The organism is Lysinibacillus sp. DFXJR4 (genome assembly GCF_057196045.1).
The window spans coordinates 62,323-78,272 of sequence record NZ_JBXUNW010000013.1; the positions used below are offsets into that span (position 1 = coordinate 62,323).

Annotated in this window: 16 protein-coding genes and 1 pseudogene; 1 reads left to right on the forward strand and 16 read right to left on the reverse strand. The window is 36.6% G+C overall.

Annotated elements, in window-relative coordinates:
• Positions 1–71: 71 nt before the first annotated feature.
• Positions 72–1,712: a motility associated factor glycosyltransferase family protein gene (locus AC2CGN_RS19640; RefSeq protein ID WP_484515750.1), complete on the reverse strand. Its 1,641-nt coding sequence runs from the start codon at positions 1,710–1,712 to the stop codon at positions 72–74.
• A gap of 94 nt (positions 1,713–1,806) precedes the next feature.
• Entirely contained in the window at positions 1,807–2,622 is an 816-nt protein-coding gene (gene hag / locus AC2CGN_RS19645; protein ID WP_484515752.1) for a flagellin Hag, read from the reverse strand.
• A 281-nt stretch (positions 2,623–2,903) separates the two neighbouring features.
• Between hag and AC2CGN_RS19650 the strand changes: the two are divergent.
• A pseudogene (locus tag AC2CGN_RS19650) lies at positions 2,904–3,966 on the forward strand (transposase).
• Positions 3,967–4,125: 159 nt separating this feature from the next.
• Here the strand turns inward: AC2CGN_RS19650 and csrA are convergent.
• The 14 genes from csrA to AC2CGN_RS19720 all read right to left on the reverse strand — a co-directional run bounded on the left by csrA (position 4,126) and on the right by AC2CGN_RS19720 (position 15,879).
• The gene (gene csrA / locus AC2CGN_RS19655) at positions 4,126–4,344 is read right to left on the reverse strand and encodes a carbon storage regulator CsrA (protein WP_484515754.1); all 219 of its coding nucleotides are present in this window, start codon (positions 4,342–4,344) and stop codon (positions 4,126–4,128) included.
• Positions 4,344–4,787, reverse strand: coding sequence for a flagellar assembly protein FliW (fliW, locus tag AC2CGN_RS19660; protein ID WP_484515756.1), 444 nt, complete (start codon positions 4,785–4,787; stop codon positions 4,344–4,346). The genes csrA and fliW overlap by 1 nt, the downstream gene beginning before the upstream one ends.
• A 16-nt stretch (positions 4,788–4,803) precedes the next feature.
• Entirely contained in the window at positions 4,804–5,370 is a 567-nt protein-coding gene (locus tag AC2CGN_RS19665) for a DUF6470 family protein (RefSeq protein ID WP_484515758.1), read from the reverse strand.
• Between the two features lie 117 nt (positions 5,371–5,487).
• Positions 5,488–6,390 (reverse strand): flagellar hook-associated protein FlgL, encoded by a 903-nt coding sequence (flgL, locus tag AC2CGN_RS19670; protein ID WP_484515759.1) that lies wholly within the window; start codon positions 6,388–6,390, stop codon positions 5,488–5,490.
• Between the two features lie 57 nt (positions 6,391–6,447).
• Positions 6,448–8,043, reverse strand: a complete 1,596-nt coding sequence (gene flgK, locus AC2CGN_RS19675) for a flagellar hook-associated protein FlgK (RefSeq protein WP_484515761.1) — start codon at positions 8,041–8,043, stop codon at positions 6,448–6,450.
• A gap of 40 nt (positions 8,044–8,083) precedes the next feature.
• Positions 8,084–8,587 carry a flagellar protein FlgN gene (locus AC2CGN_RS19680; RefSeq protein WP_484515763.1) on the reverse strand — a complete coding sequence of 168 codons (504 nt, stop codon included), beginning with the start codon at positions 8,585–8,587 and terminating at the stop codon, positions 8,084–8,086.
• Between the two features lie 27 nt (positions 8,588–8,614).
• On the reverse strand, positions 8,615–8,875 hold the full coding sequence (gene flgM / locus AC2CGN_RS19685) for a flagellar biosynthesis anti-sigma factor FlgM (protein ID WP_283870814.1): 261 nt from the start codon (positions 8,873–8,875) through the stop codon (positions 8,615–8,617).
• 122 nt (positions 8,876–8,997) lie between these two features.
• Positions 8,998–9,411 carry a TIGR03826 family flagellar region protein gene (locus AC2CGN_RS19690; protein ID WP_283870813.1) on the reverse strand — a complete coding sequence of 138 codons (414 nt, stop codon included), beginning with the start codon at positions 9,409–9,411 and terminating at the stop codon, positions 8,998–9,000.
• A gap of 309 nt (positions 9,412–9,720) precedes the next feature.
• Complete coding sequence (locus tag AC2CGN_RS19695; protein ID WP_484515765.1) at positions 9,721–10,311, reverse strand: ComF family protein; 591 nt, start codon at positions 10,309–10,311, stop codon at positions 9,721–9,723.
• Positions 10,308–11,675, reverse strand: coding sequence for an ATP-dependent helicase ComFA (locus AC2CGN_RS19700; RefSeq protein WP_484515767.1), 1,368 nt, complete (start codon positions 11,673–11,675; stop codon positions 10,308–10,310). Before AC2CGN_RS19700 ends, AC2CGN_RS19695 begins: the two co-directional genes overlap by 4 nt.
• A gap of 339 nt (positions 11,676–12,014) precedes the next feature.
• Positions 12,015–12,857 carry a DegV family protein gene (locus tag AC2CGN_RS19705; RefSeq protein ID WP_484515768.1) on the reverse strand — a complete coding sequence of 281 codons (843 nt, stop codon included), beginning with the start codon at positions 12,855–12,857 and terminating at the stop codon, positions 12,015–12,017.
• 248 nt (positions 12,858–13,105) lie between these two features.
• Entirely contained in the window at positions 13,106–13,651 is a 546-nt protein-coding gene (locus AC2CGN_RS19710) for a nuclear transport factor 2 family protein (protein ID WP_286925084.1), read from the reverse strand.
• Positions 13,652–14,019: 368 nt separating this feature from the next.
• A complete protein-coding gene (locus tag AC2CGN_RS19715) occupies positions 14,020–14,694 on the reverse strand; it encodes a response regulator transcription factor (RefSeq protein ID WP_054770182.1) in 675 nt (224 codons plus the stop codon).
• Positions 14,695–14,730: 36 nt separating this feature from the next.
• Positions 14,731–15,879: a sensor histidine kinase gene (locus tag AC2CGN_RS19720; RefSeq protein WP_429990950.1), complete on the reverse strand. Its 1,149-nt coding sequence runs from the start codon at positions 15,877–15,879 to the stop codon at positions 14,731–14,733.
• Positions 15,880–15,950 lie beyond the last annotated feature (71 nt).

Genomic DNA, 15,950 nt, shown 5'->3' on the forward strand with positions numbered 1-15,950 from the left:
ATATTCCGTTTAATTAAAAAACCCCACTAAAAACACAAGTACATTTGTTGAATCTGTTCTTTAATTGTCTGCTATAATTTTTCTAACTGTTTCTTAATTAAATCCTCTGTTTGCTCAAAAATTATTAACAACTCTTTAAACATATACTCATTTTTTTTATTTGCTATATTTAATTGTTGCTCTTTACTATCATATATCATCGGTTTAAATTGTTTATTCATGTTTAATTCAATTAAATTGACAACCCCTTGCAAGTTTAATCCCTCAATTAATTCCTTGCATTTATTTAATTCTACTTGCAACATTTGATTTGTTTGTGTCTTCTGCTCAATTGAGTATATACATTTTTTTAAAGCCAATATCCTTTTATTTAAAGATTGCATACTTTTTTCAAGGAAGTTATTATACTTTGAAAAAGGTGTTTTTTTAGTTTCTTTGATTCTAGTTATTTCTACTTCATCATTTATAAATTGTTCTATAAACTTAGCGAAAGGAAGTTGTGCAATATAATTAATTTTTGCTCCACCCTCCGTACAATTATAACAGTCGTCTTTACGTTCATTTATTCCGAGTAATACCTGTTCTATGTTGTCCTTCATTGAAATAAGCGTAGCATCTGAGAAAACTTCGTCATCAAAATATCCTAATACTTTTTTATAGAAATGATCCTCTACATACTTTTTTTGTTCCTGTTGCACATTACCATCTGCATGAGAGCTATTATTGGTATATGCTAAATCCTGACCAATTAGTGCAATTGGTCCACTGGAGATATAGGATGCTATTGCTAATGTATATGTAGCTACTGATACACCGCCTTCAATTTTCCGTATAGATGGCATATATTTTTTTATAAAAGTCTTACTTAATGGTTCAGATATTGGTGAGAAATAAAAAGAATTCCCTTTAAAATTTTCACGAATTCCTTTTGTGGATTGTAGACCATAAATATAATTAATATGACTATTTTGTAGGGTTTCAAAATGTAATAAATTTTTTTGCCCACCATCAACATTGACAATATAGTCTGGTTCAATATCATGCTTTAATAGTGTTCGGATTGTTGAACCAGCACATAAAATAACACACTTTCCTTTAATACTTTTTAACAAAGTTAGTTGCTTTGTTAAAGAAGGTCCACCAGCTACTACAATCACTGGACATGTATACCTATTAAATAAAGATGTAATCGTCTCATCATGAAAGGTATATTTCAAGTTATCTAGAAAATTTTCATACCATGTCCATGCCATTGACTGGATTGTATTATAGTTAATAATCTTTGCCTTCAATATATTCGATATCATTTCATATATTTCAGCATACTTTTTTTCATCGATATTTCGATAATTTGGGGAACAAATGATTTCAGTGTTTCCAGTATCTTTATCGTTTAAGATAGCATTTAGATCATTTATTAATTCTGCATTTCTTTCACCATCTAAATAATAAATATTATGTTCATTCTTTTTTCCAATTTTTAGAAAAGGGTCGATGACAATAATTTTTTCCTGTAGTTTACGAGCTTCTTTATAGCTTTCGACAATATACCCTAATCCGTGACCGTAAAGTATGATTGTCTTTCCTAACTTATAATTATTAGTTATAAATTTTTCCGCTTCCTTTATAGGATCATATTTGCTATGTATATAAAAATCATTTATCTTCATTGTCGATACTCCAGATTTTGCTGTTTCTATTTGAATGTTCATTTTATTCTCCTTCCTTTCTTAATCATACATTATCATTATTTAAATATATAGGAAAAACGACTTCCAAATGGAAGTCGTTTTTAAAAGGTATCAATTAACGTAATAATTGAAGTACACCTTGTGGTTGTTGGTTAGCTTGCGCTAACATAGATTGAGCAGCTTGCATTAAGATATTGTTCTTAGTGAAGCCCATCATTTCCTTCGCCATATCAGTATCACGGATACGAGATTCTGCAGCTGATAAGTTTTCACTAGATGCACCAAGGTTGTTAATTGTGTGCTCTAGACGGTTTTGCCATGCACCTAATGTAGAACGTTGTGTAGAAACTTTTTCTAATGCGGTGTTAATTGTTGTAATTGCTGCATCTGCAGCTGTACGTGAAGTACTGATATCAATACTAGAAACGCTTAGATTAGCTGCATTCATGTTACCAATTGAAATATCTAACTTTTGACCTTGGTTTGCACCAATATGGAATGCTTTACCTGTGAATGTACCATCTAAAACGTTCATGTTGTTGAATTGAGTTGTAGAAGCAATACGATCGATTTCTTCGATTAATTGCGCTACTTCTAATTGTAATTTTGAACGGTCAGTCGACTCGTTTGTATCAGTTGAAGCTTGTACCGCTAATTCACGCATACGTTGTAAAATCGCATGAGTTTCATTAAGAGCACCTTCAGCAGTTTGGATTAAAGAAATACCATCTTGAGCGTTTTTAGACGCCATGTCAAGACCACGGATTTGTCCGCGCATTTTTTCAGAAATTGCTAAACCAGCAGCGTCATCGCCAGCACGGTTGATTTTGTAACCAGAAGATAACTTCTCAAGGTTTTTAGAAGCTTCTGCATTGTTGAATGCAAGGTTACGATGTGTGTTTAAAGCTGAAATGTTGTGTTGAATTCTCATTTGGAATTCCTCCTTGAATGTTTATTTTTTTATTCCACATCCATGTGGAATATTGGAAGGGGTAGTATGTATGTACTGCCTACCCCTTACAATCTATATATCGTATTTAGTTGGAAATGTTTAATAGTTTTTTTAAAGATTTTTTATTTTTTTATTTGAGTTAATTTCATAATTCTAATCCCTTTAGTATCAAGGGTTCTGAAAATAAAAAACGGGCACCTCCCCAAATTCGGTATAATGGTAGCGTCCAAACTAAACCATACTGAAATGAGGTGTGCCCTATGACTATTGTAAAACAAATGAGTCTATTTGACATCCAAGAATTATCGGAAATGTTTTTGTCGCTTTGATGCCATTTTCGCCACTTTCGATGTGTAGGAAATTTTTCAGCTAATTTCAAAAAGTTCGTTACGTGGTGCTCCACTCGAATTAACTTATGGTGCGATGATACAGTCACTCTTTATTTGTATTATCGAACACATTCCAACAATCAAGGATTTAATTAAACGTTTGTTCAACGATCCATTATTCCGCTTGGATTGTGGTTTTCTTGTTTCGGATGTTGTGCCCTCTGAAGCATATGATGGATGTCATTAGTCAATCAGTTGACTTATGAAAAAGAAATCAAGCACCAACTTGAAACGCCACTGGAGACACTATGGCAAGATACGTCCATCGAACCACAATGGGGCATCAAAAAGAACAGTGACGGCAAAAATACGTTTTGGTTTGGCTTTAAAGGGCATCTCGCAGTGTCAATATATTGCCTCTCGCCTCATGACATCTGCCAATTTATCGGATAGTAAAGCAGCGATTCCTCTTTTAAAAAAAGTAGAAGACCAATTTCCAAAGCATTTCACAACCGCTATATTGGATGAAGGGTATGATTTTGAACCCATTTACCGTCAATTACAGGCGTATAAAATGCGTGCGATCATTCCCTATAATATCCGCAATGAAGGTGAATATCTTGGATTTGATGAGCATTTTAGACCGACATGTGTACGTGAACACAGCTACTGTTACAATAGCTTTGATGAGAAGTACCGAACACTAAAGTTTACAAGACCAAAGGAATGCGTAACCTGTCCATTACTTGATGATTCTCTCTGTCAGAAGGTTTTCAAAATCAAGTGTGACAATGATTTACGGAAATTGACGTATCCAGCACTTGGCTCTGAACGTTGGAAACAACTCTATAAAGAACGTAGCGCTGTAGAATGTGTTAATGCCTATTTAAAAGAATATTTTCAGTTAAACAATGTCCGTCAAAGAACAGGAAGAAAAGCCAAACTTCCTTTCAACCTGGTGACGTTTATTTATAATGCCTGCAAGTGGCAATAGATCGAATCATCGCTTAATTACAAACACAAAAATCAAGTAGCATAAGTTTAAAAAACGCAAGCTTTCTTAATAGGAACAGTCAATGCTCTTGAAAAATATGATATATGAAATTGATTCAGTAGTTTAACTATTTAAAATTCTAGTTTGGTCATATATTCCTTATTTTTTCTTTAGCTGTTCCAAGAAGTTTGTTGATGCTGATAAAGCTTCCTTATTCTGTGCATGGATGGCTTCAAAAACCTCTGAGCGATGTACCTTAACCGCTTTTGGTGCAACAATGCCAATCTTTATTTGCTCACCATCTACCGCTAATATTTTAATTTCAATTTGGTCGCCTATCATAATTGATTCATCTTTTTTACGTGAGAGCACCAACATTATTTCACACTTCCTTCCAATGATTGCATTGGGTAACGTAGTGGATAGGACTTATTATCTTGGAGGACAATTTGTTTACCAAGTTTTTTATCTATATTAATGATTAAAGGTGCTAGCAAATTAATGGTAGAATCCTGTAATGTTTCCTTCATTGTAACAATCGTGTATGTAAGAGCATCCTCTTCTTTTTCAATTTGTAGCTTCTCACGATCCTCGTCACTAATGTCAAAGCTATAATCTTTTTTGAAGGCAAATGGGTAGGCAACTACAAAACCAACTTCCACTTGATCAACCGATTGCAGTAATACTAATGGAAGATTTGCATCAATAGGAAGTAATACAAATTTTTTGTAATCTTCCAAACCTAATAAGCCTTGCTCAAATGTTAGGATATCTTGTTCTACAATTTCGATTTCACCTAAAAATTTAGTAGCTATTTTCATTCTTTTATGCACTCCTTTAAATGATGACATCGATGTCAACTTTTGGTCTTTGTACCATTGTACCAGTTACTTTCCCAGGTGTGTATTCATGAATTGGTTTGTTCACCTTTGCGTCAATTATTGGTTCTCTTCGTTCGATATTAATATCTGTAGTTCCTGGCGTATAATCGATTTTTACTGAACCTATCGAAGGGACGAATTTAATATTATAAGGTCCTGGTCGGTGAGGACCGTAATTTTGTTTGGCAATATTTTGGATGGTTGAGCGCCCTTGTCCTTTCCCGGCATTCTCCATCATTTGGCGTCCTTCTTGTGCTCTACGTTCTATTCCCTTAAGAGCTTCTTGTTTACCCTTTTCGGCATAGTTTGAACTTGATTCTAAAGGGCCAATTAAACCTAAATCACGTCTTGCCTGAGAAGAGTCAATTGTTAAAACGCCTCTAGTTGTATGAATTTCCAATATAGCCGCTGGTTGTTCAATCGTTTGTGTAGCGCTTGGCTGTTCAATGCGCTGTATAGGCTTGGTAATCTCAAGTTCTATTTTTATATCAGTTGTATGAATTTGAATTTGTGGAAGTCTCATCTTATATCATTCCTTTCAAGTAAAGCGTCTGAACATATCGTCCAGACGCTTTTTTATTCAATATACAGTTTGCCCCTCCCGCTTCGCATTCGGGCCAGAATCCTAGTAGGTTTTATTTTATCTGATAAAATCTACTAGGGTTTGCTGAATAATTTTTGCACCAACTGAAAGTGCAGCCTGATGAATAGATTCATTTGTGACCATTTCTGTAATGGTCTTCGCATAATCAATAGATTCATTATCTCTCAGTTGCTTTGTAACACTGACCTCACGAACGCTAAGACGGTTTTCCATCATCTCTACACGATTTTGACGAGCACCAATATCAGCCTGTGCTTCAAGGATTTTATTATGCATTGCTGTGATATCATCACTTGTGCTTGTGGTAGAGACTCCTCCAAGCATATCACCGATTTCTTTCCCAGTTTTTGTTGGATCTCCTAATAAATCAGAGATTTTCCCAATCATATCATCTATATTTTTAAATAGATCATTACCAGGTGTGTTGACTGAAATTTGAATTCCATCATAAATTTCTATGTTTACATTTTCTGTATTGACATTTGGATTAATAGTTCCCCCTACAAATAAAGGTTCATTTGTTTTCGTTCCACTGAATATGAAGCTACCACTTATATTTGTATTACCTACATCCTGAAGTTGCTGACGAATTTGATCAATTTCTTTTTTAATTTTATCACGATCTTCAGGAGTGTTGGAATCAGTGGCAGCTTGAATAACTAACTCACGGACACGCTTCATTTGCTCGCCAACTTGATTCAAAGATTCGTCAGATGAATCTAACCAATTACTTGCTGTTATCATATTGCGTGTGTACTGCTCAACCTTTGCTAAATCTCGACGATAGCCCATTCCATTAACTGCTATTACTGGATCATCTGATGGTCGAGTAATTTTAGAGCCGGAGGCAAGTTGATCCTGAAGCTTAGACATTTTGCCATAACTTCTATTTAAATTAAGTAACATATTACTTGAAAGCATTGATTGTGTTACGCGCATTTTTATAAAAACTCCCTTCTTGTTAGTCGGAGAGCTGTTCTCCATAAATTATTTATCTTATAGACCTACCCGTCCCATACCATTAATAATTTTATCTAATGTTTCATCAACAACAGTAATCATACGAGCATTAGCATTATACGCTTGCTGGAAGGTAATCATATTTGTCATTTCTTCATCTAACGAAACAGAGCTAACAGCATCACGATTATTTGACACAGTTAGACGTTGAGATTCTGAAGTTGCAGCTAGGCGTAGAGCTTCCTCACCGTCTACACCAATTTTTCCAACAACCCCTTGATAAAATGATTGCATCGTAGCATTTCCAATTGAGGCATACAATTTATATTGCATATTCGCAAGCTCATAGGCATGCTTACCATCACCTTCTTGAGTAACCCCAGAAGATGCAGCTAAAAGGTTTGGATCTTTTTCAATGGCTTCATTAAATTTAATCCCACCTGCACCTGTACCTGCACCCAAAAAGAAAAGTCCCCCATTAGTGGAAGGAGTAGTTACAACCCCATTAGAATCTTTTTGCTCTAATGTATAGCCATTTGCATGCAGTTTATTAAATTCTTCAATAAAGGCATTCGCTAACTGATCCAGTTTTTCTAATGTTTCAGGGTAGTAGCCCTTTATACCACTAGTACTTTGGTATCCATAGGAATTTATAAGGGAGAGTAATTTTCCTTTTGAAGCTTCAAAATCCTGTTGTCCAATAGCCGCTTGGGAGCTAGTGACAGTTCCCGCCTCATGATCCTCTAACGATTCAATATCTGTTAATTGTAATTCTGAAAATACATTGGTAATGTCATCGCCTGTAACCTTACTACCGTTAGTTCCCATTGCAGTAAACTGCGCAAAATCTTTTCCATCTACTAAATTTCTGACAACACCATCAGTACCTTTAAACGTTATTTTCAAGCTACCTTCAGCAACCTTAGAAGCGAGACCGCCAGAAGGAACACGTTCAATCGATACAGGTATGTACTCATTTAATTTATCTACTAATACATCACGGACGTCATATAAATCATTTGGTACATACCCATTTGGCTCTACTTCTTGAATTTGTTTATTAACGGCTGCAATTTGCTTTAGAATAGTGTTAATTTGTGTTGTAGAGACATCTAGTTCTTTACCCAGATTACCTTGAATCGTTTTTAATTGTGTATCAATGGTGTTGAAAGATTGTGCTAAATGCTGTGCACGACCAATAGCTACTTTACGTGCTGCTGCATCTGCAGGCTTGTTACCAACATCCTCAAGTCCTTTCCAAAACTGCTCAAAAGCCTTGTCTAACCCAAATTCAGATGGTTCGTTAATAATATCCTCCATTTGAGATATAGCCTTTGTTCTTGATTCCCAATAACCAAATTTATTAGTTTCTTGACGATATTGGCGATCAATAAATTCATCACGAATACGTTGAATCGAACCAGTTTCAACCCCTGTTCCAAGATGTCCTGGATAAAATGGTTGATTTAAACCTGCTGTTGGAAAGCCTGGAGTAGCCTGCATATTTACTCGCTGACGAGAGTATCCTAATGAGTTGGCGTTAGAAATATTATGTCCAGTTGTATATAAAGCTGTTTGCTGTGTAAATAAACCACGTTTACTTGCCTCTAAGCCCATAAATGTTGAGCGCATGTCTTTTCCTCCCTTTAATAACCTCTATTTTCTAGAAAATTTACGCTTGTGAATCAAAATACGATTTTTTGCCCATGGTATTTGTGCCTCGTACTTCATTACCTGAGTAGTTAAATTGCTCTGGACGAGAAGGACGAGTAGCATCTAATGTAAGATTCACAATTTGTAATGATTGAAATACTAATTTTTGATTGAGATCATTTTGCTTTTTTAAGTCATTGATGATGTGCAATAAACGATTGCGAACTGCTGTTAGTGTGTCTTTTTCAGTCTGTTGCTCAGCTGCATCGATGACATCTGCGACAGTTGTTTTGTCAGTGGTAGCAAGTCCTTTTGCTCCAAGGTAGTCCGTTACCTGTTTCTGACGCTGTTGCTCGAGCTTATCGATTGCCGCTACATGGGCTTGCTCGTCCTTGAGCATTTGATCCAGTGCTTCGATATCGCCAACTGTAATGATTTCCGTTTTTTTATTAGCTAGTTCTAGCAAGCTTTTATGCATTCTTTCTAGCTTTGTTAATGTAGAGCAAATCGCTTCTATCGACATATTGCTAAACACCCTTTCCGTTATTCCCTAGAAACGATAGTATTTCAACATATCTTCTGCAACCTGACGAGCATTGACTTTATATTCGCCTGAAGCAATATCTTCCTTTAATTGCTGAACGCGTTCAGCACGCTCAGTACTGTATGTTGAAATCCCTTGCATATTTTGTGCAGCCTTTGAAATTTCGATTTTATCCGCAAAGGATGCCTTATTATCGCCTGATTTTACATTGCGGACTTGATTTTTATAGGCGTTTACTGCATTGATGCCATAAGATGTAATTTTCATTTTTTCCCCTCCTATCTAAAAAGCTTATCTTCCTATTATTTCGGATTGTCTTGCATAATGTTAAGTTTTCAAACATAAAAAAAGTGTGCTAATTTTGTTTAAAATTAACACACTTTCCATCTTTATCGTTTTCGTTCAGAATGATATGTGACACGATCACGCTTTTCTACACTATCACGGAACTCCTTAGCGGCCTCAAACGTTCGAAGCTCTGACTTCAGTTCATCCTGACATTTCGAACAAAGCTTACCTTTTGTTGTGAGGTGACCACAATTATCACATGGGTAGCCTAGGTTAGGAAACATTGCAGGCTGTAAACGACCTTTGCGCACCCATTTATATAATAGCTCTTCCTCAGCTCCAGTTGCCTCTACTATACGTTCCACTGTTGCAGCACGGTTCTCACGTTTACGTAAAAAGCGATAAACGATTTGATAGAGCTCTTCTTCAGATTGAGCACATTTATGACATACTTCTCTGACACCTATATAATTAAAAAATTCATTACACTTTGGACAATTACGAACCTCTGCCATCTACTCTTCCTCCTCTGTATCAATTTCGCCTTGGCGTAATTGCGTCCGGATTTTGAATTGTGCATGCACAATTCATTCCTTTGAAAATCCGTGACATCCGCCGGGGGCTTTATCTTCATTCAGTAGGTGTTTGACACCCACTGAAAAGGAACCAAAACCGCATTCATCTCACCACCTGTAGAAGTGGGAGTCTTCTGTATCTGCCGCTATGCTTTCGATACAAAAAACATTTGCTGAATGAAGATAAATAACAGTTATCTGCGATTTCTTCTATACTCGTTTTCTATTATACATGATGCATTAGCATTTTCATCCATTAATTAATGTGAAGCATTGGACACTTTTGGCACCAGCATTTACTAAAATCTCAGTGGCATGTTGTAAAGTAGTTCCAGTAGTTTTTATATCGTCAAAAAGGAGATATTCTTTATGCTCTACGTAAGCCCCTTCTTTTAGACAAAATAGCGGGGCCACTTGCATGCGCTCCTCTCTATTTTTGGCACTTTGCGTTTCAGTTGTCGTTTTTTCTAATAGTTGACTATACGGGATATTCGCAGCTTTTAATAGCTCTTCCATATGCGAAAAGGTACGCTCTTTTTGTTTGAGAGGGTGCATAGGAATTGGAATGATAGTAGCTTTTTCACGTTTGAAGCGATCATAAAGCTCTTGTCGAAATACTTTTGCCAGTGCGACATCCTGAAGGAATTTATACTGATGTAAATATTCCTTCATAGCATTATTATATTGATAAAGAGCCGTTGCTGATTGGGAATTTTCAAAGCGTGCTGAGCATTTTTCACATATAGTTGGTTGAAATCGTTTAGTTAATAGAGTTGTCCATGAGATGGGATCCTTTAACAGATTTGCACATAATAAGCAATGTGTATCTATTTTATTCATTGAGGAAAGCCTTCCTTATTATAAGCCAGAATTTTCGTTCGTGCATCATCCATTTCAACCGTAATACCATGATGAAAAAATACAATATCACCATTTGCAAATTCAACATGACGTCCAACTCGTCCAGCTATTTGTATAAGTGCGCTAGAATTAAAGATGGCGGATTCAGCCCCAACGACCGCCACCTGCACATTCTTTATCGTAATTCCTCGCTCTAAAATAGTGGTTGTCAGCAATCCTCTAACTTCTTCATTACGCAGCTTAAGCACCTTTTCTTTACGATCAGGATCTTCAGCATGTACTGTGGTAATGCTGGCATCTAATGCCTGAAAAAGTGGTGCAGCTATTTTCATTAACTCTACCTTTGGAAAGAAAATTAGAAATGGCTCATTTTGTACGAGACGCTCTTCAGTCCATTGTTTCAGTTTGCCTGGGATTTTTCCTCTTTTAAAGGATTTTTCATAGCTCCATAAAGAACAAAAACTTGGAACAGGCAATGGATAATTATGATAACGTTTTGGGATAAAGGAGTAACTGTTATTTCGATACTGATGAAGTAGCTTTTGAGAAGGTGTTGCAGTGACAAATACTATTGGGGCATCTTTCTTTTTTGCTTTTTTTACAGCTCTTTGTAAGGTTTCATCAAATGTATATGGAAAAGCATCTGCCTCATCTACAATCATCACATCAAACGCTTGCTCAAAGCGATAAAGCTGATGAGTAGTTGCTAGTCCAAGCTGCGCATAGCCTTGCTGCTTTGGTGCTCCACCATATAAAGCATGGATAATTGTGCTAGGGAAAGCCGTTTGAAGGCGAGGAAATAATTCTAGTACTACATCAGTCCGAGGTGTTGCAATGCATACACGTAGGCCTTGCACTAATGCATAATGGACTGATGGGAAAAGTAGCTCTGTTTTTCCTGCACCACATACCGCCGCTAACAGATGAGAGCGCTTTGCTTTTATGCTTTCTAGTATTTCATTTGCCGCTCGCTGTTGAAGCTCTGTAAATTGTCCAGCCCATTTCAGTGGGTGCTTTCTTGATCTAATTGCACGGGGGCCTATCCAGATAAGTAACTCTGTACAGCTACTTACTCTTCCCATTTGAAGACAATGTCTACAATAAATACATGATTGCTCGCATTTTGAACAATCAAACACAGTAAATTGCCGAGGGTCTTGATTATGACAACGATTGCATTTTAAATGTGGCTCTTTTTGGATTCCTTCTATTATATGGAAGTAATTGCATTCAATGACCCTATCGATATGATCTTTTGTAAACGGTGAATGCTCCTTAAGCCAAATACGTCCTTCATGAAAATCCCTCAAAGCAGGTGGTAATATCCAACCTCTATATTTCATTTTTTTGCTCCTTTCGATACGAAATCAATTTCGCCTTGGCGTAATTGTTGCTGTCGCTTCGCTTTCGCACAGATAAACAATGCGTCCGGATTTTGAATTGTGCCTAGGCCTGCACGATGCAGGTCAGTTAGCCGTTTTCGCAGGATGCGAAGATTTTAGGGTAACATCCTTTTGTTCATTCCTTTGAAAATCCGTGACATCCGCCGGAGGCTTTATCTTCGCCCACTGAAAAGAAACCAAAACCGCATTCATCTCTCCACTGTAGAGGTGTGGATCTTCTGCTGAATGAAGATAAAAAACAGCCCCTACAAATATTATGTAGAGACTGTCTTATCTAAGTTATTTTTTGGTCCAACCAAGTCCCATAGAGCCCTCACCTAAGTGCGTACCAATAACAGGACCGAAATAGCTCAATGTGAAGTTCACGTTTGGGTAGGTTGACGCTAATTGTGCTAGCCATTCTTCTGCCTCACGTTGGCAATTACCATGAATCACAACCGCATCCATCGCTTGATATTTTTTCGCATCTTCGGCTAACAAATCCTCTGCACGTTTTAATGCCTTTTTACGTGTGCGAATTTTTTCAAAAGGGGCAATAACCTTGTCTACGAAATGCAGAACAGGCTTTACTTGCAATAAGCCCCCAATTAATGCTGCCGCTGAAGATAAACGTCCCCCACGCTGTAAGTGAGCTAAGTCATCTACAATGAAGTAAGCACGAGTATACTGCTTCATGTCCGCCAATGTAGCAAGTATTTCTTTTGCTGAAAAACCCTGTGCTGCCATTTCAGCTGCTCGTAATACATAAAAGCCTTGTACGGCACAGGATATTTCACTATCAAAGGTATAAACATCAATGCTTTCCACCATTTCTCCAGCTTGAACTGCACCTTGATAGGTCCCGCTAATGCCACTCGATAAATGAATAGATATAACCGCATCATAATCTTTTGCAAGCTCTTCAAAGAGAGTGGCAAACTCTCCAATTGGAGGCTGTGTTGTTTTAGGGAATTCTTTCGCCCCACGCACCTTATCATAAAACTCAGATGCTGTGATATCTACTTCCTCAGCAAATAATTGTCCTGAGATATTTACACTTAACGGAATCATATGAATGTTTAAGCGTGCTCGTTCTTCAGGTGTAATATATGCTGTACTATCTGTTACGATTGCCGTCCTCATCCATGTCCACTCTCCTATTCTTCATAGTTTACAATAAAAAGAAATGAATGTGAAATGAATTACGGTCATATGTAAACCCGTCCGATTTTGAATAGGAAGCAAGATTTACTTTCCGTTATTCTAGATTTTTGCTAGAGGACTAGCATCCATTTCACATTCATTTTCTATGTATAGTCAGATTCTTACTTTAGAGGATATCTTCACTCAGTTCTTTCTTTGTAGAATAAAAATGAAGATATTCCTCCTCGCTATTTTCCTGTAGTTGATTTCGTGTCATCTCCGATATAAAAGACGCTCGTTACCTTCCAGTGATTATCTTCTTTAACAAAGACCGTTACCTGACGACCCGCACTTTCATGTTCTATATTTGTTTCAACTTGTAAGGAATGCATCCTTATATTAGCAAAAACCTGTGCTTCTCCATCACCATATTTTGCAATTGTGACATTTTCAACATCACGGGTAATATCAAATTGGTCGAATGCCTCAGTTGCGTAAGCCTCTTCTTCATCATATTTAAAGCCCTTTGGATTTTTCGATATTGTTTGCATATAACGTTCAATTTCTTCTGCGTTTAAAGCAGCAATATATTCATCGAATGCCCCTAAAATGGCTTTTTCTTCTTCTGCTGGCACATTTGTAGCTTTCTCTACATTTTCACCCATCATTTCAAAACCAACAGTTCCATCCTCTATAACTTTTGCGCGTTCTTCCGCACTCATATCTTCATTTTTATTACCACAGGCAGTTAGTATTAATAAGGTAAAAACTGCTAGAATACTTTTCTTTAACATCCAAAAACCTCCCGCGCATATTGTAGCATATAAATGCTGTCGTAGGAATTTTGTTGTGTATTTTCAACATTTAGGTGCTACATCTTTCATATGACGCTCATAACTTTAAAATGTTGCACCATTTAAACGCTCTCTTCAATAAATTGTGACACTTTTCATCAAGAAGAAGTACCTCACAATCAATAGGTTTTCTTCATCCCCCACTGATTGCTAGCTGAACCAATCTCCCACTTATATTTTTTTACTTAGCTCAAATCTAGTCTTGTACCTGACGCTTCATTTTAAATACAGATAAATAAAAACTGCTTTAAAAATTACTAAATCATTAAGTAATTTTTTAAAACAGCTTTTATCGTAATGCTATGCAATTATCGTACTTCTACCCAGCCGTTTTTAATGGCAGTAACAACAGCTTGTGTACGGTCGTTGACATTCATTTTTTGTAATATGCTAGAAACATGGTTTTTAACAGTTTTTTCAGAGATAAACAGTGTTTCACCAATTGTACGGTTTGATTGACCATCCGTTAATAACTGTAATACTTCACACTCACGTTTTGTTAATAAATGGAATGGACGGCGAATTTCTGCTTGATGGAAGTTTCCTTTATTTTCATGCTCAGAAAGGCGTCGGAATTCTGCTACTAAATTTTTAGTAACTTTCGGATGTAAATAAGATCCACCGTTTGCTACTACCTTAATTGCTTCAACGATTTCATCCGCATCCATCTCTTTTAGCATATAGCCAAGAGCACCTGATTTAAGTGCATGTGTTACATAAGTTTCATCATCATGGATAGAAAGCATAATTACCTTTGCATCAGGGAATTCATTAATTAACTCCGCTGTAGCCTCTACTCCATTTTTGCCTGGCATATTAATATCCATTAGTACAACATCTGGTTGGTTATCAGCGTATAAGGATACCACATCCGTGCCATCATCACCTTCTGCTACTACATCAAACGTATCTTCAAAATCTAAAATACGTTTTACTCCTTCACGGAATAGCTGGTGATCGTCTACAATAATAATCTTCGTCATTTGTCTTTACCCCCTAGATTTCTACAACAATTACTTTTATTCGACTTCTAACGGAATTTTAAATAGTACCGTAGTGCCGCGGTTTATTTCACTTTTAATTGAGATTGTACCATCCAGTATTTCGATACGCTCCCGCATTCCTAAAATCCCAAATGAATGGTCTTTCACTACTTGTGGGTCAAACCCTATACCATCATCCTTGACGACAATATTTACGGCATTTCTCAGCCACTCAAGTTTCACCCAAATATCCTTACATTTTCCGTGTTTCATGGCATTAGTGACACATTCCTGCACTAATCGGAAAATAGAGACTTCATAATTAGAAGGTATACGCTTTTCAGTGCTGCTCGATTGGAAATGAATCTCAACACCAGGATTGTATTCTGTCACTGTCGATAAATACTTTTTTAATGTCGGAACAATTCCTAAATCATCAAGTGCCATTGGTCTTAAATCATAGATGATACGTCGTACCTCGGATAATGCATTACGCACGGTTTTCTTTAAATCAGCAATTTCAGCCAAAGCATATTCAATACCCTTTTCACGGTATGTTCTTTCAATTAAATCCGTACGCATTAATACATTTGCTAGCATTTGAGCAGGTCCATCATGAATTTCCCTCGATAAACGTTTTCGCTCTTCTTCCTGTGCAGCGATAATACGTATACCAAAATCTTGCTTCATCTTTGCTTGCTCAAGTGCCCGTCCAACATTTTTTAAATCTGACGTTAAGTAATTCAAAACGACATTTACTTGATTGACAATATGATCTGCACGTTCTATCGTATCGAGTAAACCTCTTAATCTTCTCTCGAGATCATCTCTTTTATCACGTAGCTGCTTTTCTTGTGTTCTAATAACGGAGAGCTTTACTTGAAAATCATGCGCAGTTTCATATGCATCTCTAACTTGTTCTTCGGTATAATTATCAAAAGCTTTACTTACTAAAACAAGTCTTTGCTTTGCAAGCTGTGTACTTTTTTCTAAAGCATCGCCTTCTTCAATGACAATTGAAATTTGTTTTCTAACAATTTCTAGCTCTTTTTGCATATCTTCAAAGCTTCTTCGGCTTTGTTCACTTATAATAAAGATATCATCTTTAGAGCTCATGATTGTTTCTAACATTCGATTAAATACGTCATCAAGCGACTTTAAATCGAAGGTATCATTTGAAAACATAGTGTACTCCCCAGTCTAATGTCTTATGATTACTTACTATTCTAATAGACCAATTTCATATATTCTACAGT